Origin of the sequence: Micromonospora sp. WMMC273, from assembly GCF_027460285.1 — a bacterium.
Lineage (GTDB): Bacteria > Actinomycetota > Actinomycetes > Mycobacteriales > Micromonosporaceae > Micromonospora > Micromonospora aurantiaca.
This window is the reverse complement of record NZ_JAPZBE010000001.1, coordinates 5,152,327-5,172,890: the sequence shown is the minus strand read 5'-3', so window position 1 is coordinate 5,172,890 and position 20,564 is coordinate 5,152,327. Positions and strand designations below refer to the sequence as shown.

The window sequence follows — 20,564 nt, the reverse complement described above, 5'->3', positions numbered from 1 at the left end:
TGTGCTCCTCTCCGGCCCGCAACACGTGCGGGCCGACCGTTCCGTCAAGGAGACGAAACACATGGCAATTGGCACCGTCAAGTGGTTCAACGCTGACAAGGGCTTCGGCTTCATCACCCCGGACGACGGCGGCGCCGACGTCTTCGCCCACTTCTCGGCGATCCAGACCTCCGGCTACCGGAGCCTGGACGAGAACCAGCGGGTCGAGTTCGAGGTGACCCAGGGCCAGAAGGGCCCGCAGGCGGAGAACATCCGCCCGCTCTGATCTTCGGATCAACCGGCACCACCATCGCGCCCCTTCGGGCGTGGTGCACGGGCCGGCCCGCCTCTGCCGGGCCGGCCCGTCCCTTTCGGTTCGTGCTTGTGACCACCGGTGACGCCGGTGACGCGCCGCTGTCCGGCGCCCTTCCTCGACACGTGCCGCGTCGAGGAAGGCTTTCCGCATGACCACGACCCTGCCCACGTTCGCCGCCACCGGCCTGGCTCCGGCGCTCGTCTCCGAGCTGGCCGCGCAGGGCATCTCCGCGCCGTTCCCGATCCAGGCGGCCACGATCCCGGACTCGCTGGCCGGCCGGGACGTGCTCGGCCGGGGCCGGACCGGCTCCGGCAAGACGCTCGCGTTCGGGCTGCCGCTGCTGCACCGTACGGCCGGTCGCCGGGCCCGCCCGGGCCGCCCGCTCGCGCTGGTGCTCGTACCCACCCGGGAACTGGCCGCGCAGGTGACCGACGCGCTCGCCCCGTACGCCGCCACGCTCGGCCTGCGCTGCGCCACTGTGGTCGGCGGGCTCTCGCTGGGCCGCCAGGCGGCCGCGCTGCGCGCCGGCGCCGAGGTGCTGGTGGCCACGCCGGGCCGGCTGCACGACCTGATCGACAGGGGGGACGCCCGGCTGGACCAGGTGGCCATCACCGTGCTGGACGAGGCCGACCAGATGGCCGACATGGGCTTCCTGCCGCAGGTGACGAAGCTGCTGGAGCAGGTCGCGCCGGGCGGGCAGCGGATGCTGTTCTCGGCCACCCTGGACCGCGGCGTGGACCGGCTGGTCCGCCGCTTCCTGACCGACCCGGTGACGCACTCCGTCGACCCGGGCACCGCCACCGTCACCGCGATGACACACCACGTACTGCACCTGGACGCGGAGGACAAGCCGGCCGCGCTGGCGCACATCGCCGCCCGCGAGGGCCGCACCATCGTGTTCATCGCCACCAAGCACCGCGCCGATCGGGTGGCCCGGCAGTTGCTCGCCAAGGGCGTACGCGCGGCGGCGCTGCACGGCGGCAAGTCGCAGCCGCAGCGCACCCGCATCCTGGAGCAGTTCCGCACCGGCCAGGTCACCGCGTTGGTGGCGACCGACGTGGCGGCCCGGGGCATCCACGTCGACGGGCTGGACCTGGTCGTCAACGCCGACCCGCCCACCGAGGCCAAGGACTACCTGCACCGGGGCGGCCGGACCGCGCGGGCCGGCGAGTCGGGCACGGTGGTGACGCTCGTCCTGCCGGACCAGCGCCGCGACGTCGCCCGGCTGATGAGCACCGCGGGCATCAACCCCAAGACCACGCGGGTACGCCCCGGCGACGGCGAGCTGACCCGGCTCACCGGCGCCCGGGAGCCCTCCGGCGTGCCGGTGACCATCACCGCGCCCGCCGCCGCGCACCCCGCCCCGGCGACCCGTCCTCGTCGGCGCCCGCGCCGCCGCTGACCGCGGCCCGCACCTGACCGGCGGTTCTCCGGTCGGGCAGAGCGGTCGCTCCTGAGTCGGGAATCAGTCGATGTTCGGTCGGCTGCCCGACTGTGCGACCGGAACCCGACGGTGATGCTGCTGCGCGGGGTACCGGTCGGGGGGTCGGCCGGACGCGGAGGGAGCGGTTCATGGCGGGGGAAGCCGGATCGGGCGGAGCGCGGGAAGTGCTGCTGGTTCTCGCGGTGGCGGGGGCCGGCCTGGCGCTCGCCGCGGTGGCCGCGTTCGGGCCGTGGCAGCCGTCCGACGGCGGCTCGCCGGATCGCGGCGCCGCCCGCAGCTTCACGCCCGGGATGAGCGCCCCGCAGACTCAGTAGACGCCCCGAAAAGGGGCGATGCCGGAACGGCCGGGCGCCTACGATGCGGCGGTGGACCCGTCGGTGACCGTTCGCAAGGCCCGGGCCGAGGACGCCGCCCGGATGGCACGCGTGCATGTCCGGTGCTGGCAGGAGACGTACCGCGGGCTCATGCCGGACGCGGTGCTCGACGATCCGGGCCTCCCGGCCTTCCGGGAGCGGTTCTGGATCGCCGCGTTGACCGACGAGCGCTACCGCGAGAACCGGGCGGCGGTGGCCGAGCGGCGAGGCGAGCTGGTGGGGATCGCGATGTCGGGCCCGCCGCTCGATGCCGAGGCGGCGTGGGCGCGGCAGTTGTACGTCCTCTACGTGCACGCGGCCGATCACGGCACCGGCGCCGGGCCGGCGTTGTTGCGGGCCGTCCTCGACCCGGCGGAGCCGGCGGCGCTGTGGGTCGCCGACCCCAACCCTCGTGCCCAGGCGTTCTACCGCCGGCACGGCTTCGAAGCCGACGGGACGACGCAGGTCCAGGACGGCGTACGCGAGATCCGCATGGTCCGCGACGGGCAGGTACGGCCGCCGACGTCGTGACCGGACGCGCGTCAGGGCGCCGTGGCCCGGTCGCTCAGCAGGTCGGCGAGCGTGGTCCGGTCCACGACCAGGGCGATCGCGCCGTCCACCGCCAGCCACACGTCCCGCAGGCCGGTGGCGACGCCGTGGTAGCCGGCCCGGTCGGCGGGGATGCCCCGGACGCTGGTGATCGCGCCACCGACAGCGCGCAGCACGTCGCCCACACTGATCTCGTCCGGTGGGCGGGTCAGCGCGTACCCGCCCTCGGTGCCGCGGTGGCTGTGCAGCAGCCCGGCCCGCCGCAGGTCGAGCAGGATTCCCTGGAGGAAGCTGAGCGGGATGTCCTGGCTCTCGGCCAGGCTCGCCGCCTTGACCAGCTCGCCGCCGCCGACCGCCGGGTCGCCGCTGGTGACGGCGGCGTCGGCGACGGCGAGCATGGCCCGGAGCGCGTAGTCGGCGCGCGCGGAGATGTACACGACGTCAGTTGCCGGCCTGGTCCAGCACGCCCCAGCGGCGGCGGATCGCCTTGTCGGCGGCCCCGAACGCGGTGTCCACGAGCAGGCCCACCACCAGGATGACGATCATGATGGCCATCAGGCGTGGCGCCTCGCTCAGCTCGCGTGCGTACGTGAGCTGAGCACCGATCGAGGTGCGGGTGGCGATGACCACCAGCAGCTCACCGGCCATCAGGCTGCGCCAGGCGAACGCCCAGCCCTGCTTGAGCCCGGCCACGATGGCCGGCAGCGCGGCCGGCGCGATCACGTACCGGTAGAGGTTGAGCCCCCGGGCACCGAGGTTGCGGCCGGCGCGGACCAGCAGCGGCGGCACGTAGTCCACGCCGTGGATGACGCCGTTGGCGACCGACGGCGCGGCGCCGAGCACCACCACGAAGAAGATCGCCTGCTCGCTGAGCTGGAACAGCAGGATGGCCAGCGGGAACCAGGCGATCGACGGCATGGTCTGCAACGCGGTGATCATCGAGCCGAGCGCGGCCCGGAGCACCTTGACCCGGGCCACGCCCAGGCCGAGCAGCAGACCGACCGCGACCGCGGCGGCGAACCCGACCGCCGCGCGCCGGGCGGTGGTCGCAAGGCCCTCCCAGAGCGCCGAGCTGAGCAGGTACTCCCCGAGGTCGCCGAAGACCACCGCCGGGCCGGGCAGCGCCCACGGCTCCTTCCACCCGGACCAGACCACCGCCTGCCAGATGGCGACGGCCAGCGCGAGCGCGGCGAACTTGGGCCAGGTGGCCGACCACAGGCGGCCTACCCGGGACGGGCCCTTCTCCCGGCCGGCGATCTCCAGGGCGTCGAGTCCGGAGATCTCCGCGTCGGTACGCGCCGACCCGGCGAGGGTGTCACTGGCCATGCCGGCCCACCTCCTTGCGCAGCCGGTCGGTGACCTCGGCGGCGATGGCCGAGACCTCCGGCGAGTCGATCCGCCGGGGGCGCGGCACGGCGACCTCGGTGGAGTAGATGATCCGGCCGGGCCGGCTGGAGAGCAGCACGATGCGGTCGGCGAGCCGGGCCGCCTCCCGGACGTTGTGCGTGACGAACAGGACGGTGAGCTTGCGCTCGGCCCAGATCCGCTCCAGTTCGTCGTGCAGGATGTCGCGGGTCATCGCGTCCAGCGCGCCGAACGGCTCGTCCATCAGCAGCACCGGCGTCTCCAGCGCGAGCGTGCGGGCCAGCGCGACCCGCTGCCGCATGCCGCCGGAGAGCTGGTGCGGCCGCTTACGGCCGAACTCGGACAGGTGGACCGTGCGCAGCAGCTCGGCCACCCGCTCCTTGCGCTGGTCACGGGGGAGCCCGCGCAGCTTCAGCGGCACCTCGACGTTGCCCTCGACGGTGAGCCAGGGGAACAGCGCCGGCTCCTGGAACATGAGTCCCGGGTTGACGCCCTCGCCCAATTCGATCGTGCCGCCGCTGGCCCGGTCCAGCCCGGCGACCAGGTTGAGCAGCGTGCTCTTGCCGCAGCCGGACGCGCCGACCATGCAGACGAACTCACCCGGGGCGACATCGAGCGACAGCCCGTCCAGCGCCAGGACCGCCTGCTCGCCCTGGCCGTACACCTTCGTCACGCCGCGCAGCGCGACCGAGCCGGTCGCGCTGCGCGGGGTCGTGCCGGTCGTCGTCACGGCTGGCTGACCTCGGCCTTGCCCTGCGTCTTGAGCACCTCGTTGAGGTACGTCAGGTCGTAGAGGCCGTTCAGGTCGACGGGCTGGGTCAGCCCGACCGCGACCGCGTGGTCCAGACCGGTCTTCAGCGACGACGGGATCGGGTCGTTCGTGAACTCCAGCGTCGGCCAGGCCTGCTTGATCAGCTTGAGGTCCAGCGGCTTGCCGGTGATCTTGCCGATGTGGTCGGAGATGGCCTGCTGCGCCTCGTCCGGCTTGGTGTTGAGGAACTCGTTCGCCGCGACCTGGCCCTCGACCAGCTTCTTCACCACGTCCGGGTGCGCCTTGAGGAACTTGGTGCTGACCAGCAGGTTGGTGATGACGAACTTCTTGTCCGGCCACAGGTCGCGCTCGTCGACGAGCACCTTGCCGCCGGCGTTTACCAGCCGGGAGACGAACGGCTCGGGCACCCAGGCACCGTCGATGGCACCGCTGCCGAACGTCTCGATCGTCTGCGCGTTCTCCTGCGGCACGATCTTGACGTCGCCGCCGCCCTCCTTGGTGGTCTCCAGGCCCTTCTCCTTGAGCCAGAAGCGCAGCGCCACGTCCTGGGTGTTGCCGAGCTGCGGGGTGGCGATCTTCTTGCCGCGCAGCTGCTCCACCGAGGTGATGCCGGGCTTGACCACGAGCGCGACGCCGCCGGACGCGGCGCCGGAGACGACCCGGACCGCCTCGCCCTTGGACTTGGAGAAGGCGTTCACCGTCGGGTTCGGGCCGATGTACGTGGCGTCGAGCGCGCCGGAGAAGACGGCCTCGATGGCGGCCGGGCCGGCGTTGAACGTCTTGGTGTCCAGCTCGACGTCGCTGCCGAGCTTCTCGGCGAAGATCCCCTTCTCCACGCCGACCACTGCCGGGGCGTGCGTGATGTTGGGGAAGTAGCCCAGGCGCAGCGTCACCGGGCCGGACCCGGCGGCGGCGTCGCTGTCCTCGCCGCAGGCGGCGGTGGTGCCGAGTGTGGCCGCGCCGACCGCGGCCAGGGTCGCCAGGGTGACCAGGCGGCGCAGGGGAAGCCCTCTCATCGAATGTCCAATCCGCAGTATTCCTATTTAGTTGGTAGGAAGAGTGGGGCAAGCGGCCGTCGGCGTCAAGACCCGTCCCGCAACAGTCCACCGTTCGGCCAGGGCACACCGGCGATAGAGCCGGTGCCGAGGCGCTAGTGTCGATCTCGTGCCGACGCGGAGAGCGAAGATCCCAGCGACGAAGTACCCGGTCGAACGGTTCACCCTCGACAACGGCCTGCGCGTGGTGCTCACGCCGGACCGCAGCGCCCCGGTCATCGGGGTGGCGGTGGTCTACGACGTCGGCATCCGCTCCGAGCCCGAGGGACGCACCGGGTTCGCCCACCTCTTCGAGCACCTGATGTTCCAGGGCTCGGAGAACCTGGAGAAGCTGGCCCACTTCCGCCACGTCCAGGGCGCCGGCGGGACGTTCAACGGCTCCACCCACCTGGACTACACCGACTACTTCGAGACGCTTCCCGCGAACGCCCTGGAACGGGCGTTGTTCCTGGAGGCCGACCGGATGCGCGGCCCCCGGCTGACCGAGGAGAACCTGCGCAACCAGGTCGACGTGGTCAAGGAGGAGATCCGGGTCAACGTGCTGAACCGGCCGTACGGCGGGTTCCCCTGGCTGACGCTGCCCCCGGTGATGTTCGACACCTTCCCCAACGCGCACGACGGCTACGGCTCCTTCGTCGACCTGGAGTCGGCGACGGTGGCCGACGCCGCCGACTTCTTCCGCCGCTACTACGCCAGCGGCAACGCCGTACTCGCGGTCAGCGGCGACATCGACGTGGCCGAGGCGACCACGCTGATCGAGCGGCACTTCGGGGACGTGCCGGCCCGGCCCGCCCCGCAGCGGCCCGACTTCGCCGAGCCCGACCTGATCACCGAACGGCGCAGCACGTACACCGACGCGCTGGCCCCGCTCCCGGCGGTGGCCGGCGCGTGGCGGGTGCCCGACCCGGTCAGCGACTTCGCCGGCTACCTGCCGTACGTGGTGCTGGCCGAGGTGCTCACCGACGGCGACGCCTCCCGGCTGGTCGAGCGGCTGGTGCAGCGCGACCGGTCGGTCACCAGCCTCGGCGGATATCTCGGCTTCATGGGCGACCCGTTCGACGTCCGCGACCCCACCGCGCTGCTGCTCCAGGCGCACCTGCCGCCCGGCGGCGACGTGGACAAGGTGCTGCGCACCATCGACGAGGAGTTGGACCGGCTGGCGACCGGCGGGCTGACCGAGGGGGAGCTGGCGCGTACCCAGGCCCGGATGGCCACCCACCTGCTGCGCGACACGGACGCGGTGCTCGGCCGCGCGTTGCGGATGGCGGTGCTGGAACAGCAACGGGGCGAACCCGGCCTGCTCAACGACCTGCCCCGGCTGGTCGGCGAGGTGACCGAGGAACAGGTCCGCGCCGCCGCCGCCACCCTGCGGCCCGAGCGCCGCGCGGCAGTCGAGGTCGTCGCCGGAGGAGCCCGATGAGCACGAGTACGACCACCGCCACCACCGTCCGGCCACTGCCGGCACTCGGTCCGAACCGCCGCCTCAAGGTGCCCAAGCAGGCCGAGCGCACGCTTGCCAACGGCCTCACCGTGATCGCGGTACGCCGCTCCTCCGTACCGCTGGTCGAGCTGCGACTGTGGATGCCGTTCGGGCGCACCCACCTGGCCCGCGGCGCGATGCTGGCGCAGACCATGCTCTCCGGCACCGAGGCGCACAGCGCCACCGAGCTGGCGGCCGAGTTGCAGAAGGTCGGCGGCGGGCTGACCGCCGGCCTCGACCCGGACCGGCTGATGCTCTCCGGTGCGGGCCTGGTCACCGGCCTGGACCGGATGCTGGAGCTGCTCGCCGAGGTGCTCACCGGCGCCACCTACCCGGCCGACTGGGTGGAGACCGAGCGGGACCGCCTGGTCGACCGCATCCAGGTCGCCCAGAGCCAGCCGTCGCACCTGGCCCGTACCGCGCTGCTCAAGCGGGTGTACGGCCGGCACCCGTACGCGGAGCAGACCCCCGACCCGGACCAGGTCCGGGCGGTCCGCCCGGCCGCGTTGCGCCGGCTGCACGCCGAGCGGGTGCATCCGGCCGGCGCGGTGCTGGTGCTCGTCGGCGACGTGGCCCCGGAACGGGCGCTGGACGCGGCCGAGAAGGCGCTCGCCGGGTGGCGCGGTGACGGACACGTCGCCGAGCTGCCCCCGGCGCCGCCGCTGGAACCCGGGCCGTTGCTGCTGGTCGACCGGCCCGGCTCGGTGCAGTCCTCGGTACGCCTCGCGCTGCCCGCGGTGCCCCGTACCCACCCGGACCACGCCGCGTTGCAGCTCGCCAACCTGATCTTCGGCGGCTACTTCTCCTCCCGCTGGGTGGAGAACATCCGCGAGGACAAGGGCTACACGTACGGGCCGCACTCGCTCGTCGAGCACTCGGTGGCCGGTTCGCTGCTCGTCGCCGGCGCCGAGGTGGCCACCGAGGTGACAGCGGCGGCGCTGGTGGAGACCACCTACGAGCTGGGCCGCCTGGCGACGGTGCCGCCGAAGACCGACGAGCTGGAGCAGGCCCGTCAGTACGCGCTCGGCACCCTTCAGCTCGGCATGTCCACCCAGGCCGGTCTCGCGTCGCTGACCAGCGCGTACGCCGGCAACGGGCTGCGGCTGGACTTCCTCGCCGAGTACGCCGCCCGGCTGGCCGCCACGACGGTGGACGACGTGGCCGAGGTGGCCGCCCGCTACCTGGCCCCGGCGCGCGCGGTCACGGTCGTGCTCGGCGACGCGGCTCGGGTGGCCGACTCGCTCGCCGCGCTGACACCGGTGCGTACGGAATCGGCATGAGCGGCGAACCCGCTCCGCCGCTGGCCCGGTCGACGCTCGACCGGGCCGCGCACCGGCGTACCGATCCGGCCTGGCTGACCGAGGCGTGGGAACGGGCAAGGGTGCTGGTGCTGGACTCCGCCGCCGAGGGGCGGGCGCTGGTCCGGGGCGCGTCGACCCCGCCGGAGCTGGTCCTGGTCGGCCCCGGTGAGCTGCCCGAGGTGCCCCGGTCGGTGCCGATGTTCCTCGGCGTCGAGCCGGACGGCGTGCCCGTGTTCGCGGTGGACGGGCCGCTGCCGGCGCTGCCGGACACCCGTCCGGCCCACCTGCGCGAGGTCGGCCACCTGATGACCGACCGGGACGCGGGCCTGTTCACCACCGCGCTGGCGCTGCTCAACTGGCACCTGCGGCACGGCTACTCGTCGACGACCGGCAAGGCGACGAGCGCCGACGAGGCCGGCTGGTCGCGGATCGACCCGGACGGCGGCCGGGTCTGGCCGCGTACCGATCCGGCCATGATCGTGCTGGTGCACGACGGGGTGGACGGCCCGGACGGCCGCTGCCTGCTCGGCAACAACGCGGCCTGGCCGCGCACCCCGGGACAGCGCCGCTACTCCTGCCTGGCCGGATACGTCGAGCCCGGCGAGTCGGCCGAGGCCGCCGTGCTGCGCGAGGTCCGCGAGGAGGTGGGCGTCCCGGTCGAGGAGATCGCGTACGTGGGCAGCCAGTCCTGGCCGTTCCCCGGCTCGCTGATGCTCGGCTTCCTGGCCCGCGCCGACGCGGACGCGCCGATCCGGGTCGACCTGGCCGAGATCGCGCACGCGCGCTGGTTCACCCGCCGGGAGATCGGCGCGGCGCTGGCGGGCGAGCCGGTGCCGGTGGGCGGGGGAGACCGGCTGGTCCTGCCGCCCCCGTCGTCGATCGCGTTGTTCCTGGTGCACCGCTGGCTCGACGGCCACTGCTGACCCCGGCCGACCTCGTCGGGTTGCCGTGTCTCGGTTGGTGCGGCGGCGCCAGTTCGGGGAAGTGGCGTGGTCGAGGGCGGTGGGATGCAGCCACCTCCCCGACCTGGCGAGGCCGGGCGGACTCGGGCCGGGGGTGGGGACGCGGCCCCGACCCGGACCGTCGTTGCCGCGACGGTCGCGGGCCGGGAACACGTGCCGTCGAGGCCGGGTGAGGCGGGAAAACGGCGGGGGAGGCCGGTCCGGCCACGACGGACGTCAGCGTCCGGTCATCCACCGTCCCAGCGGTACGGGTGCCCGGGGGTGTGTTCCTCGATCGGCAGCACCTTGACCCGGTGCCGGCCCGCGCGTACCGCACCGACGGCGGACAGTGCGCGGGCGAGCAGGAGTGCGGCGTCCCGGTCCTCGGCGTGGACGACCTGGCGGCGGGGTTCGGGCGTGCACGTCTCGTCCCGCAGGCGGCCTCCGCCGGCCCAGGCGGCGGCGATGTCGGCGTCGGCGGCGGTGCGGATCTCGGTGCGGACGATCAGGAACCGCATGGTGTCCCCCGGACAATCGGCGGTTACACGCTGGAACTTCCACGTCACTCGCGCGTCATGTTACGCCGATGTGTCCGCCCGGCAAGGGGAACGCGCCAGCTCGACCGATCGGGGGATCCCAGGTCAGCACCGTCGTCGGGGGTGGACGCGCAAGGGGCCGCCGGCTCGCGCCGACGGCCCCCCGTGGTTCGCCGGATCAGTCCAGATCGAACTGACCGCTCTTCGTGCCGGCGAGGAAGCCGAGCCAACCGGCCCGGTCGAACAGCAGGACCGGTCCGCTCGGGTCCTTGCTGTCCCGCAGGGCCACGGTGCCCGGCCCGGAGCCGAGCGGTGCGACCTCCACGCAGTTGGAGGTCTGGCTGCGGGTGCTCTTGCGCCAAGCGGCGCCGGCGAGCCGCCCCGAGCGGGCGGTCGTGCTGGTGTGGATCTCGTTCATGGTGCTTGCTCCTGGTGAGGTGCTCCGATGGGACCGAGCGACGCCGGAGCGCGGGCGGTGTCCGTGCCGGATCACCGTTCCGTGGTGAGGCGCCCCGAGTCCCGGCGACGCTGGGCCGGCGCCGTTGCCGGCCCGTACGCCACCGTGGACTCGACTGCCGTGCCGGTCAGCCGCCCCGTCGCCTCGATCAACCAGGAGAGGGTGTCCGATGCGGAGAGTGCCGACGAGCATAGCCACTCGAACACCACTTTATAGCGATTTAGGGTGTTTACCTCGGTCGACATGACGTCGGTGAACCCACCTTCGATGGCGAGTGTCTCCGGATCGAGGGGATCGGCGAACCGGTAGACCGAGAACGCGGTCGGCGGAAGGTACCAGTCACCGACCCGGGTGTCCCGCAGCAGCAGACGCAGCGTCACGTTCGGCAGCAGCGCCATCTCGCACAGGTGGACGAGTTGCTCGTGCAGCACCTCCGGCGGCCCGGCCCGGCGGCCGAGCGCCGCCTCCTCCAGCACCGCCGTGTAGCGGGGCACGTCGGGGGAGCGGGTCAGCAGCGACTGGCGGGCCTGCCGCGCGCGTACCTCGGTCTCGGGATCCTCTGTCTCCGGGTCGCCGGCCTCGGCGGCGACCTGCGCGGCGGACAGGATCCGGTGCCGGGCGTACCCGGGCGTCTGCAGCAGCCCCGGCACCAGCACCGGGTTGTACTCGGAGATCTCCGCGCAACCCGCCTCCAGTTCGGCGAAGGCGCGCTGCTGCTGGGTCATCACCGGGAAGTTGCGCAGCCAACCGCGCATGTCGCCGGCCTCGTGGGTGATCCCGGTCAGTTCCGCGCGCTGCTCCTCGTCGGCGCCGTAGAGCGTCAGCAACACGTCCACGTCGTCCGGGTCGGGACGGCTGCGGCCGTTCTCCAGACGGGACAACTTGGATGCGGAGGCCCAGCCGATCCGCTCGATGACCTGGTCACCGGTCAGACCGGCCTGTTCGCGGAGCCGACGCAGCTCGATGCCGAGGCGACGACGGCGCAGAATCGGGCCTGGTGCGGCAGGAGGCACGGCGTCCTCTTTCCCGTCGACCGTCGCTTGACGCGACGGTAACTGTATGAAATTCGCCCCCCACGGTCAGTATGGACGGCGCGACCGGCGTCGGAGGCTCCGGCACGGGCGTGTCACGAGACAAAAAGAGGACCGTGGAGGGACCCCGATGCGCACCGTCCTGCGCCGCCCCGACTTCCGTCTCCTGTTCGCCGCGCTCGTCGCGAGCATGGCGGCGGAGTCGGTCCTGCTGCTCGCCCTGGCCGTCTGGGTCAAGGACCTGACCGGCTCGGACAGCATGGCCGGGGCGACCATCTTCGCGGTCATCGCGCCGATGGCGCTCGCCCCGCTGGTCGGCTGGGTGGTCGACCGCTACCGCAGGCGGCAGTTCTTCATCGCCGCCAACCTGGTCGCGGCAGTGCTGCTCGGCCCGCTGCTCACGGTCCGGGACCGGTCCGACGTCTGGGTGATCTACGTGGTCGCCGCGCTCTACGGGCTGTCGTACATCACGCTCACCGCCGTGCTCAACGGACTGATCCGGCACCTGGTTCCGGCCGACCTGCTCGCCGACGCGAACGGGCTGCTCCAGACCGTCCGGCAGGGCCTGCGGCTGATCGGGCCGCTGGCCGGGGCGGGTGTGTACGCCGCCGTGGGCGGCTGGCTGCTGGTCCTGCTCGCCATGACCGGCTTCGTCACCGCGGCGGCGGTGGTCGCGCGGCTGCGCGTGGAGGAGAGCACGCCGGCACGGCCGGATCGGCGCGGGCCGTCCGAACTGGGCGCGGGACTGCGCCACCTGACCGGCGAGCCGGCGCTGCGCCGGGCGCTGCTCGGGTACGGGCTCGGCTCGCTGGTGATGGGCTTCACCGAGTCGCTGATCTTCGCGTACGTCGATCTGGGCCTGCACCGCGACGCCGCGTTCGTCGGCGTGCTGGTCATGGTGCAGGGCGTCGGCGGGCTGGTCGGCGGCCTGTTCTCGGCCGCCGTGGTCCGCCGGTTCGGCGAGGTCGGCGCGCTCGCGGCGGGCGTGACGTTCTTCGGACCAGCAGCGCTGGCGCTGGCGTACCCCCGGTTGTGGCTCGGGGTGGTGGCGCTGCTGCTGGCCGGTCTGTCGCTGCCGCTGACCATGGTGGGGTTGAACACGCTGATCCAGCGGCGGACGCCGCCGCGGCTGCTCGGCCGGGTCACCGCCGCGTCCGAGGCCCTGGTCAGCGGGCCGCAGGCGCTTTCCATCGGCACCGGCGCGCTGCTCGTCGGCGTGTTCGACTACCGGCTGCTGTTCGCTCTCGTCGGTGCCGTCACCACGGCGGCCGGCCTCTACCTGTGGCGGGGCCGCGGACTGACCGCGCCGGTCGCCGTGCCGGTACGGATCCCGTCACCACGCCGGCCGGCCGACGACGGGGTGCTCAGCCGCGGAGGCTCCTGACCGACGGCGAACGGCCGCACCCGGATCGGGTACGGCCGCTCGTGGTGTCGCGGGAGATCAGCCGGGCAGCGCCGCGAGGTGCTGCTTGACCTGGGTGATCGAGGGGTTGGTCAGGGCGCTGCCGTCGGCGAAGCGCAGCGTCGGGACGGTCTGGTTGCCGCCGTTGACGCTCATCACGAAGTCCGCAGCCGTCGGGTCCTGCTCGATGTCGACCACCTCGTACGCGATGCCCTCCCGGTCGAGCTGCGACTTCAGCCGGTGGCAGTAGCCGCACCACGGGGTGGAATACATCGTCAGCATGGTCTGATCCTCCAAGGGGTGACTCGCGCCCGGTCCGATCAGGCCAGGCTAACCGCTGCAACGTCACACGATGCTGGGATGATTCCCTGCTGTGGGCGTTCACTCAGCGGCGGAACAGGTGCTGGCCGGGCTGGATCCGGAGCAGCGGTCCGCGGTGACCGCCCCGGCCGGGCCGGTCTGCATCCTGGCCGGCGCCGGCACCGGCAAGACCCGGGCGGTGACCTCGCGGATCGCGTACCGGGCGCTGACCGGCGACATCGCCGGCCGGCATGTGCTGGCGGTCACGTTCACCGCCCGCGCCGCCGCCGAGATGCGCAGCCGGCTCGGCGTGCTCGGGGTGCAGGGGGTGCAGGCGCGCACGTTCCACGCGGCGGCGCTGCGGCAGGTCCGCTACTTCGCGCCCCGGCTGCTGGCCGGGCGGGCCATGCCGGAGCTGCTGGACAGCAAGGTGCGGGTGGTCACGCTGGCCGCCGCCAAGGTCGGCCTGCGCGCCGACCGGGCCGCCGCGCGGGACCTGTCCGCCGAGATCGAGTGGGCCAAGTCGTCGCTTGTCGAGCCCGGGGAATACGTGGTCGCCGCGGCCAAGGCGCTGCGCGAGACGCCGTACGAGCCGGCCCGGGTGGCGGACGTGTTCGACGCGTACGAGCGGCTCAAGCGCGGCAACGGGGTGATCGACTTCGAGGACATGCTGCGCGCCGCGGTCTGGGGCATCGAGGAGCACCCGGACGTGGCCGAGCAGGTGCGCAACCAGTACCGGCACTTCGTGGTCGACGAGTACCAGGACGTCAACCCGCTCCAGCAGCGGCTGCTGGAGGCGTGGCTGGGCGGCCGGGACGACCTCACAGTGGTCGGCGACGCCAGCCAGACGATCTACTCGTTCACCGGTGCCACCTCGTCGTACCTGGTCGACTTCCCCCGGCTGCACCGCGGCGCGACAGTGGTCCGGCTGGTCCGCGACTACCGCTCCACCCCGCAGGTCGTCGGTCTGGCAAACGCGGTGATCTCGCAGGCCCGGGGCACCGAGGCGCGGCTGCGGCTGGAGCTGCACGGCCAGCGCCGGCCCGGCCCGGAACCGGACCTGCGGATCTTCACCGACGAGCCGGCCGAGGCGAACGCGGTCGCCGCCCGCTGCCGGACGCTCGTCGCGGGTGGCACCCCGGCCCGGGAGATCGCGGTGCTGTTCCGCACCAACGCGCAGTCCGAGGCGTACGAGAAGGCGCTCTCCGAGGCCGGGGTGCCGTACGTGCTCCAGGGCGCGGAGCGGTTCTTCGAACGGCCCGAGGTGCGGCAGGCGATGATCGCGTTGCGCGCCGCCACCCGGTCGGCCGACGCCGGGACCGCGCTGCGGGCCGCCGTGGTCGAGGCGCTCACCGCCGTCGGCTGGGCGCCCGACGCGCCCCCGCCCGGCGGCGCCGCCCGCGAGCGGTGGGAGGCGCTCGCCGCGCTGGTCCAACTCGCCGAGGAGTACGCGGCGCAGGCCGAGGAGGAGCCGGACCTGACCGGGTTCACCGAGGAACTCGCCCGGCGGGCCGCCCAGCAGCACGTGCCCACAGTCGAGGGGGTGACGCTCGCGTCGCTGCACTCGGCGAAGGGGCTGGAGTGGGACGCGGTGTTCCTGGTCGGGCTGGCCGAGGGCACGCTGCCCACCACGTACGCGAAGACGATGGAGCAGGTCGAGGAGGAACGGCGGCTGCTCTACGTCGGGATCACCCGGGCCCGGGAGTGGCTCTGGCTGTCGTACGCCACGGCCCGCTCGCCGGGTGGCCGGGCCCGGCGGCCCTCGCGGTTCCTGCCGCAGCTCGACCGGTCCGGCGGCGGTGAGCGGGCCGGCGGCGCCGGCCCGGCGCGGCGGGCCGAGCGGCGCCGGCCGCAGGTGGTCTCCTGCCGGATCTGCGGCGCCACGCTGCTCGCCGGCGCGGACCGCAAACTGGGCCGCTGCCCGACCTGTCCGTCCGACATCGACGAGGAGCTGTACGAACGGCTGCGCGAGTGGCGGCAGCGGGTCGCGGGAGCGCAGAAGGTGCCGGCGTACGTGGTCTTCACCGACGCCACGCTCACCGCGCTGGCCGAGCGGAAGCCCGGCCGCACCGAGGAACTGGTGGCGATCGCCGGGATCGGGCCCCGAAAAGTCGGGCTTTACGGGGATACGGTGCTCGCCCTGGTGGCCGGTGCAACGGTGGACGACGTCTGCCCACAGAAAACTTCTGAAAACTAGCCGTAAATCGTTTGCCCTCCCCCGAGGGCGAGGAATAGCCTCATGACACACCTCGCGAGCGGCGCCGTTCTGGCTGCTCAAGAGGGATGAGTCCACGGTCGGCACGAGGAGAGTAGGGAGGTGGCACCAGTGAAGATCTTCAACTATGAGCGTCTCGCGGCGATGCCGTCTGCCGTCGCTCCGCTGTCGGCTGTCCGGGTGGCCCTCGCCGCTCGACCGTCGGCTCCGCAGGTGCACCAGGTCCAGGTTCAGGCCGAGCTGAACCTGACCGTTGCGCCGATCGCCGGAGTCGAGGGGACCAGTGGCTTCGCGGGCAAGGGCATCGATGGCGCCAAGAAGCGCACGGATGTCCGCGGCGTTCCACCTCGAGGTAGACCGGTCTGATCCATCAGACCACCGGCTCACCTCGAGGCCGCGGAACCCGCATACCGGGATCCGCGGCCTCAGTTTTTTGTCCCGCCGAAGTACGTCGGAATGCGATCCACGAGATCGAAGTGAGAGAGAGGTGACCGGAGGATGAGTCTGGCGTTGGCCCCCCTCGACGTGAGCGTCGACGTGGAGGCGAACCTGCCCTGCCGGAAGTTCGACCCCGACCTGTGGTTCTCCGACTCGCCCGCCGAGCTCGAGCTGGCCAAGTCGCTCTGCGGGGACTGCCCGCTGCGCGTCGAGTGCCTGGCCGGTGCGGTGGAGCGAGCCGAGCCCTGGGGCGTCTGGGGCGGCGAGATCTTCGAGCGTGGCGCGGTCGTCCCGCGCAAGCGGCCCCGTGGCCGTCCGCGCAAGGAGGACCTCGCCCGTGACGCGCAGCTTCGGGTCGAGGCGGAGGCGCGACTGGCGGCCAGCGGGCTGTCCGAGTCGCGGAACTCCGTCCGGCTGGCAGCCTGACACACCTACGTTCCGAAACCGACCGATGCCGGTGTCCCTCCACCGGCCGACCTGAAAGAGAAACCCTGATGCTGAACCTGCCGAACGGATTCGAGATGCAACTACTCCACGAAGCGTTGTCCAGGGCTCGAATGCGCCGGCCTCAGGCCGGTCGCACCACCACGAGCACTGAGGCAACCCGTTCCGCCCGTACCGTCGCCATGCGGGGTCGCAGCCAGTCGGCCCGCGACCTGGGCGTTCTGTAGAATGATCGTGAGGAAGGGGCGGTGACCGACCAGGTCACCGCCCCTTCGTGGTCTTCCGGCGCCGGCTTGCGCTCAGGCCACCGGCGCGAAGCCCGGCAGCCAGCGTTCCAGGATCGACCGGTAGGACGCCTTCGCCTCCAACTGGCAGAGCACCCCGATCGAGCCCAGCGTGACCCGGTGGATCATCAGGTACGACGGCGGCAGGTTGAGCTGCCGGCTGAGCTGGTAGGCGGGGGAGCGCGGGCTGGCCAGCCGGGTCGCCTCGGCGCGCAGCCACGCCCGGGTGAAACGGAACTCGTCGGCGGCGATCGGCTCCAGCATCGGACGCAGGAAGTCGAGCACCGCCGGGGCGTCGATCGACTCGGTACGGCTGACGAAGCCCTCGGCGCGCAGCCCCTCCACCACCGCGTCGGCGTCCTCGCGCAGCGCCAGCGCCGCGATCCGGCCGATCGGTTCGGGCGTGCCCTGCGGCATCCGGGCCACCGCCCCGAAGTCGATCACACCGAGCCGGCCGTCCGGGAGCAGCCGGAAGTTGCCCGGGTGCGGGTCGGCGTGCAGCAGCCCGGCCCGCTCCGGCGCGGACAGGTGCAGCTCGGCCATCAGCCGACCGGCCTCGTTCCGCTGCTCCTCGGTGCCCTCCCGGATGATCTGGGACAGCGGGATGCCCTCCACCCACTCGGTGATCAGCACCCGCGGCGCGGCGTCGAGCACCTCCGGGATGAAGATGTCCGGGTCGTCGGCGTACGCGGCGGCGAAAGCCCGCTGCGACTCCGCCTCCAGCTCGTAGTCCAGTTCCTCGGTGATGCGCTCACGCAGCTCGGCCAGCAGCGGCTTCACGTCCAGCCCCGGCTGGATGGCCCGGAACATGCCGCCGAGCCGGGAGAGCTGCTTGAGGTCGGCGAGCAGCGCGTCACCGGCGCCCGGGTACTGGATCTTCACGGCCACGTCGCGGTGCCGGGGGCCGCCCCCCGCTTCGTACCCCGGGTCGCGCCAGACCGCCCGGTGTACCTGGCCGATGCTGGCCGCGGCGGCCGGGGTGTCGTCGAACTCGATGAACCGGTCGCGCCAGTCCGGGCCGAGCTGCTCGGCGAGCACCTTGTGCACTGTCGCCGCCGGCAGCGGTGGCGCGGCCTCCTGGAGCTTGGTGAGCGCCTGCCGGTAGGGCGCGGCGACCTCCTCGGGCAACGCCGCCTCGAACACCGACAGGGCCTGGCCGAACTTCATCGCCCCGCCCTTGAGCTGCCCGAGCACGCTGAACAACTGCTCGGCGGTGCGCTGCTGGATCTCGGCGGAGATGACGTCGGACGCGAGGCCGGTCACCCGCTTGCCCATGCCGAGGACGGTTCGACCGGCGAACCCGAGCGGCAGAGCGGCGAGTTTGGCGGTGCGGGACACGGCCCGGCGCGGGATGTCGGTCACCCGGCCATTGTTACCGACGCGGGGCCTCCGCTGCTGCCGTGCGGCGGGTAGCGGCCGGGGCCGACCGGATCGGGCGACGCCGGCAGCAGCCGCAGGAGGGGTGCGGCGGCCACCGTCGGTAGCGGACCCGGCCCGGCCCGCGGATCTCCACCGCGCCGCCGAGCGTCTCCGGCCGGGCGCCGTCGAGCTGGGCCAGCACCTCGGCCGTCGCGAAGGCCGCCCCGGCGAGCCCGGTGGCGGCGGTGCAGGCCCGCTCTCCCCGGTCGGCGGCGAGCTGGGCGGCGAGCGCGGGCCAGTCCGGATCCCGGTCGCCTCGGTGCAGGTCCAGGCAGCGCAGGCAGGGACCGACGGGCGGGCAGACCAGCGGGCCGATCACCGGTACGCCGCCACGCAGGTCGACCAGCAGGTGGGGCTGATTCCGGCGGGCGTACCCGGTGGCGAGCAGCTCGGCCGGACGGTCGACGCCGAGCTGCACCACCAGGTCCGGCCGGGTCGCCCGCGACGGGACGGTGACCGTTCCGGGCGCGCACCGCTCCAGCGCCGCGCGTAGCGCGAGGGCCAGCGGCCGGCCCAGCTCCGCGGCGGTCAGGCCGGTCCCGACCAGGTCACCGGCGCCGACCGGGCCGGCCAGGTCGGGTACGACGTGCCCGACGCCGGCCTGCGCCAGCGCGACGGTGACCACGGCGCCGAGTCGTCCGGTGCCGGTGACCAGCACCCGGGCGTCGCGGCGGCGGCGCAGTAGCCGGGCCGGTGTGCCGGGCAGGTCGGGCGACGCGAGCGCCAGCGCGGTGGCCTCGGCGGTCAGGCGGGCCCGTGTCGTTCCGGCGAGATCACGGGGGAGCAGTGCTTGCGCCGGTACCACCAGCCCGGCGTCCCGGAGCGTGTCGAACAGGGCGCGTGCCTCGTCGGGCGGGACCCGGGCGGCGCGCGCCTCGGCCAGCACGGCGCGTTCGCTGCGGGTGCCGTCGAGCAGGTCGAGCAGGCGGGCCGTGCCCGGCGAGGACATCTCCAGCAGCACTGCGCGGCCGGGCGGCTCGCCGAGCTGGAGCGTGTGCCGGTCGCGCCAGAGTCGGGTCAGGCCGGGGAGCAGGACGGGACGGACGAGCGGTGTCGGGTCGGTCACGCCACTGATCGTGACCGTCTCCGCGCGCTCCGTCGCTCGTTGTCCACAGGTGCGGCGAGCCGTGGCCAGCGTTGTCCACAGGTTCTCGCCGGTTTTCCACAACTAGCCGGTAACTCTGTCGGCTACACGACCGGGGAGGACGGCCGACGGCCGCCCTCCCGGTGTGTGTCGTACGGTCAGACCTTGGCCTTGCCCAGGATGCGGTTCACTGTTGTGCCGCACACCGGGCACTTGCCCTTGGCCATGTTCATGCCGGTCTTCGAGACCTCCACGTGCCCCTCGAAGTCCCGCTTCTCCTTGCACTTCACGCAGTAACCGTTGTAGGTCTGGGCCTGGTCGGCCACGGTAGCCTCCTCGTCTCGTCCGCCGGAGGTGTCCCGGCGGTCTCCCTGCGGCGGCCCACGCGTGGCACCGGCGCCGGGGGTTCTCCGCGGTCAGTCACCTGACCGTGGTTGGCGGACCCTACCCAGGTACGGGCAGTTCCATGTCAGCTGTGCGCCGACTCTGTGAGCAAGTCGACGTCGAGAGTGTGCATGCCGAGTAACGTCGGATAAGTCAGTTTCGCGCGGACACGCCGGATGAATGCACCCAGATCCGCTTCGCGTGGCCCCGCCGACTGTCACTCGTCGTAGATCACTTAACGTGAACAGGGCCGGTCAGGTGATGGTCAGCTACCGTCGCAAAGAATTTTTTCCGGACTCCTGACAATCAACCGCCACTTTCCGGGCGCGTGTCGTCGTGTTGACTCTTGCGGAGTCCTGGTCAGTACGCATTAGCTTTCCATCGTGACAGTCAACCGAGGCTGCGCGGACCGGTAATGGCCGTGACGCGGAAGCCCGTCGTCGAGGTGCGGCGCAGCCAGCGTCGGCGGCGCACGGTGTCCGCGTACCGGGACGGTGAGCGCGTCGTCGTGCTGATCCCCGACCAGTTCTCCCGGGCCGAGGAGAGCGAGTGGGTCGACCGGATGCTCGCCCGGCTCGCCGCCCGCGAGGGCCGGCTGGCCCGCTCGGACGCCGAACTGCTCGCCCGCGCCGCTCGCCTGATCGACCTCTACCTGACCGAACACGGGTCGGCCGCCGCGCCTGCGAGCGTCCGCTGGGTGACCAACCAGAACGGCCGCTGGGGCTCCTGCACGCCCGCCGACCGCACCATCCGGATCTCGCACCGGGTTCAGGACATGCCCGACTGGGTGATCGACTACGTGCTGCTGCACGAGCTGGCGCATCTCATCGTGCCCAGCCACAACGCCCAGTTCTGGGCGCTGGTCGCCCGCTACCCGAGGTCGGAGCGCGCCCGCGGCTACCTGGAGGGCGTGGCAGCCACCGCCGCCATCCCCTGACCACCGCCGCCATCGCGGTCGATCATGAAGTTGGCCCGGCGTTTCGTCCGCTTCGTCACCGCCAACTTCATGATCGCC

The 20,564-nt window shown here is 72.8% G+C and carries 23 protein-coding genes; 12 read left to right on the top strand and 11 right to left on the bottom strand.

The features are described 5' to 3' along the window. The first annotated feature begins 61 nt into the window (after positions 1–61). The 4 genes from cspE (at position 62) to O7611_RS23925 (ending at position 2,623) form a co-directional block, all read left to right on the top strand. Complete coding sequence (cspE, locus tag O7611_RS23940; protein WP_013288421.1) at positions 62–265, top strand: transcription antiterminator/RNA stability regulator CspE; 204 nt, start codon at positions 62–64, stop codon at positions 263–265. Positions 266–443: 178 nt separating this feature from the next. Beyond that, positions 444–1,697: a DEAD/DEAH box helicase gene (locus O7611_RS23935; protein WP_194800460.1), complete on the top strand. Its 1,254-nt coding sequence runs from the start codon at positions 444–446 to the stop codon at positions 1,695–1,697. Positions 1,698–1,867: 170 nt separating this feature from the next. Further along, positions 1,868–2,053 (top strand): hypothetical protein, encoded by a 186-nt coding sequence (locus tag O7611_RS23930; RefSeq protein WP_194800461.1) that lies wholly within the window; start codon positions 1,868–1,870, stop codon positions 2,051–2,053. A 51-nt stretch (positions 2,054–2,104) separates the two neighbouring features. Beyond that, positions 2,105–2,623 carry a GNAT family N-acetyltransferase gene (locus O7611_RS23925; RefSeq protein WP_269697619.1) on the top strand — a complete coding sequence of 173 codons (519 nt, stop codon included), beginning with the start codon at positions 2,105–2,107 and terminating at the stop codon, positions 2,621–2,623. A gap of 11 nt (positions 2,624–2,634) precedes the next feature. Here O7611_RS23925 and O7611_RS23920 read toward each other — a convergent pair whose 3' ends face one another. Genes O7611_RS23920 through O7611_RS23905 form a run of 4 tightly spaced genes read right to left on the bottom strand, consistent with a single transcriptional unit; the run spans position 2,635 to position 5,794 of the window. Next, the gene (locus O7611_RS23920; RefSeq protein WP_194800462.1) at positions 2,635–3,078 is read right to left on the bottom strand and encodes an RrF2 family transcriptional regulator; all 444 of its coding nucleotides are present in this window, start codon (positions 3,076–3,078) and stop codon (positions 2,635–2,637) included. 4 nt (positions 3,079–3,082) lie between these two features. Beyond that, complete coding sequence (locus O7611_RS23915; protein ID WP_194800463.1) at positions 3,083–3,967, bottom strand: ABC transporter permease; 885 nt, start codon at positions 3,965–3,967, stop codon at positions 3,083–3,085. Further along, positions 3,957–4,736, bottom strand: a complete 780-nt coding sequence (locus tag O7611_RS23910) for an ABC transporter ATP-binding protein (protein ID WP_194800464.1) — start codon at positions 4,734–4,736, stop codon at positions 3,957–3,959. The genes O7611_RS23915 and O7611_RS23910 overlap by 11 nt, the downstream gene beginning before the upstream one ends. Next, positions 4,733–5,794: an ABC transporter substrate-binding protein gene (locus O7611_RS23905; RefSeq protein ID WP_269697618.1), complete on the bottom strand. Its 1,062-nt coding sequence runs from the start codon at positions 5,792–5,794 to the stop codon at positions 4,733–4,735. The genes O7611_RS23910 and O7611_RS23905 overlap by 4 nt, the downstream gene beginning before the upstream one ends. A gap of 148 nt (positions 5,795–5,942) precedes the next feature. Between O7611_RS23905 and O7611_RS23900 the strand changes: the two genes are divergently transcribed. The 3 genes from O7611_RS23900 to nudC are packed head-to-tail and all read left to right on the top strand — an operon-like array spanning position 5,943 to position 9,537. Beyond that, complete coding sequence (locus O7611_RS23900) at positions 5,943–7,253, top strand: M16 family metallopeptidase (protein WP_194800466.1); 1,311 nt, start codon at positions 5,943–5,945, stop codon at positions 7,251–7,253. Further along, on the top strand, positions 7,250–8,593 hold the full coding sequence (locus O7611_RS23895; RefSeq protein ID WP_194800467.1) for a M16 family metallopeptidase: 1,344 nt from the start codon (positions 7,250–7,252) through the stop codon (positions 8,591–8,593). The genes O7611_RS23900 and O7611_RS23895 overlap by 4 nt, the downstream gene beginning before the upstream one ends. Beyond that, the gene (nudC, locus tag O7611_RS23890; RefSeq protein WP_194800468.1) at positions 8,590–9,537 is read left to right on the top strand and encodes an NAD(+) diphosphatase; all 948 of its coding nucleotides are present in this window, start codon (positions 8,590–8,592) and stop codon (positions 9,535–9,537) included. Before O7611_RS23895 ends, nudC begins: the two co-directional genes overlap by 4 nt. 266 nt (positions 9,538–9,803) lie before the next feature. Here the strand turns inward: nudC and O7611_RS23885 are convergent, their stop codons facing one another. The 3 genes from O7611_RS23885 to O7611_RS23875 form a co-directional block, all read right to left on the bottom strand. Continuing rightward, the gene (locus O7611_RS23885) at positions 9,804–10,073 is read right to left on the bottom strand and encodes a hypothetical protein (protein ID WP_269697617.1); all 270 of its coding nucleotides are present in this window, start codon (positions 10,071–10,073) and stop codon (positions 9,804–9,806) included. 196 nt (positions 10,074–10,269) lie between these two features. After that, a complete protein-coding gene (locus O7611_RS23880) occupies positions 10,270–10,509 on the bottom strand; it encodes a DUF397 domain-containing protein (protein ID WP_194800470.1) in 240 nt (79 codons plus the stop codon). A 71-nt stretch (positions 10,510–10,580) separates the two neighbouring features. Then, positions 10,581–11,561 carry a helix-turn-helix domain-containing protein gene (locus tag O7611_RS23875; protein WP_194800471.1) on the bottom strand — a complete coding sequence of 327 codons (981 nt, stop codon included), beginning with the start codon at positions 11,559–11,561 and terminating at the stop codon, positions 10,581–10,583. A gap of 148 nt (positions 11,562–11,709) precedes the next feature. Between O7611_RS23875 and O7611_RS23870 the strand changes: the two genes are divergently transcribed. Then, positions 11,710–12,963, top strand: coding sequence for an MFS transporter (locus O7611_RS23870; protein WP_194800472.1), 1,254 nt, complete (start codon positions 11,710–11,712; stop codon positions 12,961–12,963). Positions 12,964–13,020: 57 nt separating this feature from the next. Here O7611_RS23870 and O7611_RS23865 read toward each other — a convergent pair whose 3' ends face one another. After that, complete coding sequence (locus O7611_RS23865) at positions 13,021–13,263, bottom strand: mycoredoxin (protein WP_018784736.1); 243 nt, start codon at positions 13,261–13,263, stop codon at positions 13,021–13,023. Positions 13,264–13,354: 91 nt separating this feature from the next. Between O7611_RS23865 and O7611_RS23860 the strand changes: the two genes are divergently transcribed. The 3 genes from O7611_RS23860 to O7611_RS23850 all read left to right on the top strand — a co-directional run bounded on the left by O7611_RS23860 (position 13,355) and on the right by O7611_RS23850 (position 16,360). Then, positions 13,355–15,478, top strand: coding sequence for an ATP-dependent DNA helicase UvrD2 (locus O7611_RS23860; protein ID WP_194800473.1), 2,124 nt, complete (start codon positions 13,355–13,357; stop codon positions 15,476–15,478). A gap of 129 nt (positions 15,479–15,607) precedes the next feature. After that, complete coding sequence (locus O7611_RS23855) at positions 15,608–15,862, top strand: hypothetical protein (RefSeq protein ID WP_082931090.1); 255 nt, start codon at positions 15,608–15,610, stop codon at positions 15,860–15,862. A 132-nt stretch (positions 15,863–15,994) separates the two neighbouring features. Beyond that, positions 15,995–16,360 (top strand): WhiB family transcriptional regulator, encoded by a 366-nt coding sequence (locus O7611_RS23850; RefSeq protein WP_194800474.1) that lies wholly within the window; start codon positions 15,995–15,997, stop codon positions 16,358–16,360. Positions 16,361–16,677: 317 nt separating this feature from the next. On the opposite strand, the gene O7611_RS23845 is transcribed toward O7611_RS23850, so the two are convergent. The 3 genes from O7611_RS23845 to O7611_RS23835 all read right to left on the bottom strand — a co-directional run bounded on the left by O7611_RS23845 (position 16,678) and on the right by O7611_RS23835 (position 19,491). Further along, entirely contained in the window at positions 16,678–18,024 is a 1,347-nt protein-coding gene (locus O7611_RS23845; protein WP_194800475.1) for an ABC1 kinase family protein, read from the bottom strand. Between the two features lie 10 nt (positions 18,025–18,034). Further along, positions 18,035–19,147: a hypothetical protein gene (locus O7611_RS23840; protein WP_194800476.1), complete on the bottom strand. Its 1,113-nt coding sequence runs from the start codon at positions 19,145–19,147 to the stop codon at positions 18,035–18,037. A gap of 176 nt (positions 19,148–19,323) precedes the next feature. Next, positions 19,324–19,491, bottom strand: a complete 168-nt coding sequence (locus tag O7611_RS23835; RefSeq protein ID WP_007464795.1) for a DUF5679 domain-containing protein — start codon at positions 19,489–19,491, stop codon at positions 19,324–19,326. A gap of 473 nt (positions 19,492–19,964) precedes the next feature. Here O7611_RS23835 and O7611_RS23830 point away from each other — a divergent pair, with 473 nt between their 5' ends. Further along, positions 19,965–20,486 (top strand): M48 metallopeptidase family protein, encoded by a 522-nt coding sequence (locus O7611_RS23830; protein WP_194800477.1) that lies wholly within the window; start codon positions 19,965–19,967, stop codon positions 20,484–20,486. Positions 20,487–20,564: the final 78 nt, after the last annotated feature.

Excerpts from the sequence above, each read along its gene's own strand:
- cspE (WP_013288421.1), top strand. The coding sequence starts at position 62 with ATGGCAATTGGCACCGTCAAGTGGTTCAACGCTGACAAGGGCTTCGGC.
- O7611_RS23935 (WP_194800460.1), top strand. The coding sequence starts at position 444 with ATGACCACGACCCTGCCCACGTTCGCCGCCACCGGCCTGGCTCCGGCG.
- O7611_RS23930 (WP_194800461.1), top strand. The coding sequence starts at position 1,868 with ATGGCGGGGGAAGCCGGATCGGGCGGAGCGCGGGAAGTGCTGCTGGTT.
- O7611_RS23915 (WP_194800463.1), bottom strand. The coding sequence starts at position 3,967 with ATGGCCAGTGACACCCTCGCCGGGTCGGCGCGTACCGACGCGGAGATC.
- O7611_RS23905 (WP_269697618.1), bottom strand. The coding sequence starts at position 5,794 with ATGAGAGGGCTTCCCCTGCGCCGCCTGGTCACCCTGGCGACCCTGGCC.
- O7611_RS23895 (WP_194800467.1), top strand. The coding sequence starts at position 7,250 with ATGAGCACGAGTACGACCACCGCCACCACCGTCCGGCCACTGCCGGCA.
- nudC (WP_194800468.1), top strand. The coding sequence starts at position 8,590 with ATGAGCGGCGAACCCGCTCCGCCGCTGGCCCGGTCGACGCTCGACCGG.
- O7611_RS23885 (WP_269697617.1), bottom strand. The coding sequence starts at position 10,073 with ATGCGGTTCCTGATCGTCCGCACCGAGATCCGCACCGCCGCCGACGCC.
- O7611_RS23880 (WP_194800470.1), bottom strand. The coding sequence starts at position 10,509 with ATGAACGAGATCCACACCAGCACGACCGCCCGCTCGGGGCGGCTCGCC.
- O7611_RS23870 (WP_194800472.1), top strand. The coding sequence starts at position 11,710 with ATGCGCACCGTCCTGCGCCGCCCCGACTTCCGTCTCCTGTTCGCCGCG.
- O7611_RS23865 (WP_018784736.1), bottom strand. The coding sequence starts at position 13,263 with ATGCTGACGATGTATTCCACCCCGTGGTGCGGCTACTGCCACCGGCTG.
- O7611_RS23850 (WP_194800474.1), top strand. The coding sequence starts at position 15,995 with ATGAGTCTGGCGTTGGCCCCCCTCGACGTGAGCGTCGACGTGGAGGCG.
- O7611_RS23830 (WP_194800477.1), top strand. The coding sequence starts at position 19,965 with ATGGCCGTGACGCGGAAGCCCGTCGTCGAGGTGCGGCGCAGCCAGCGT.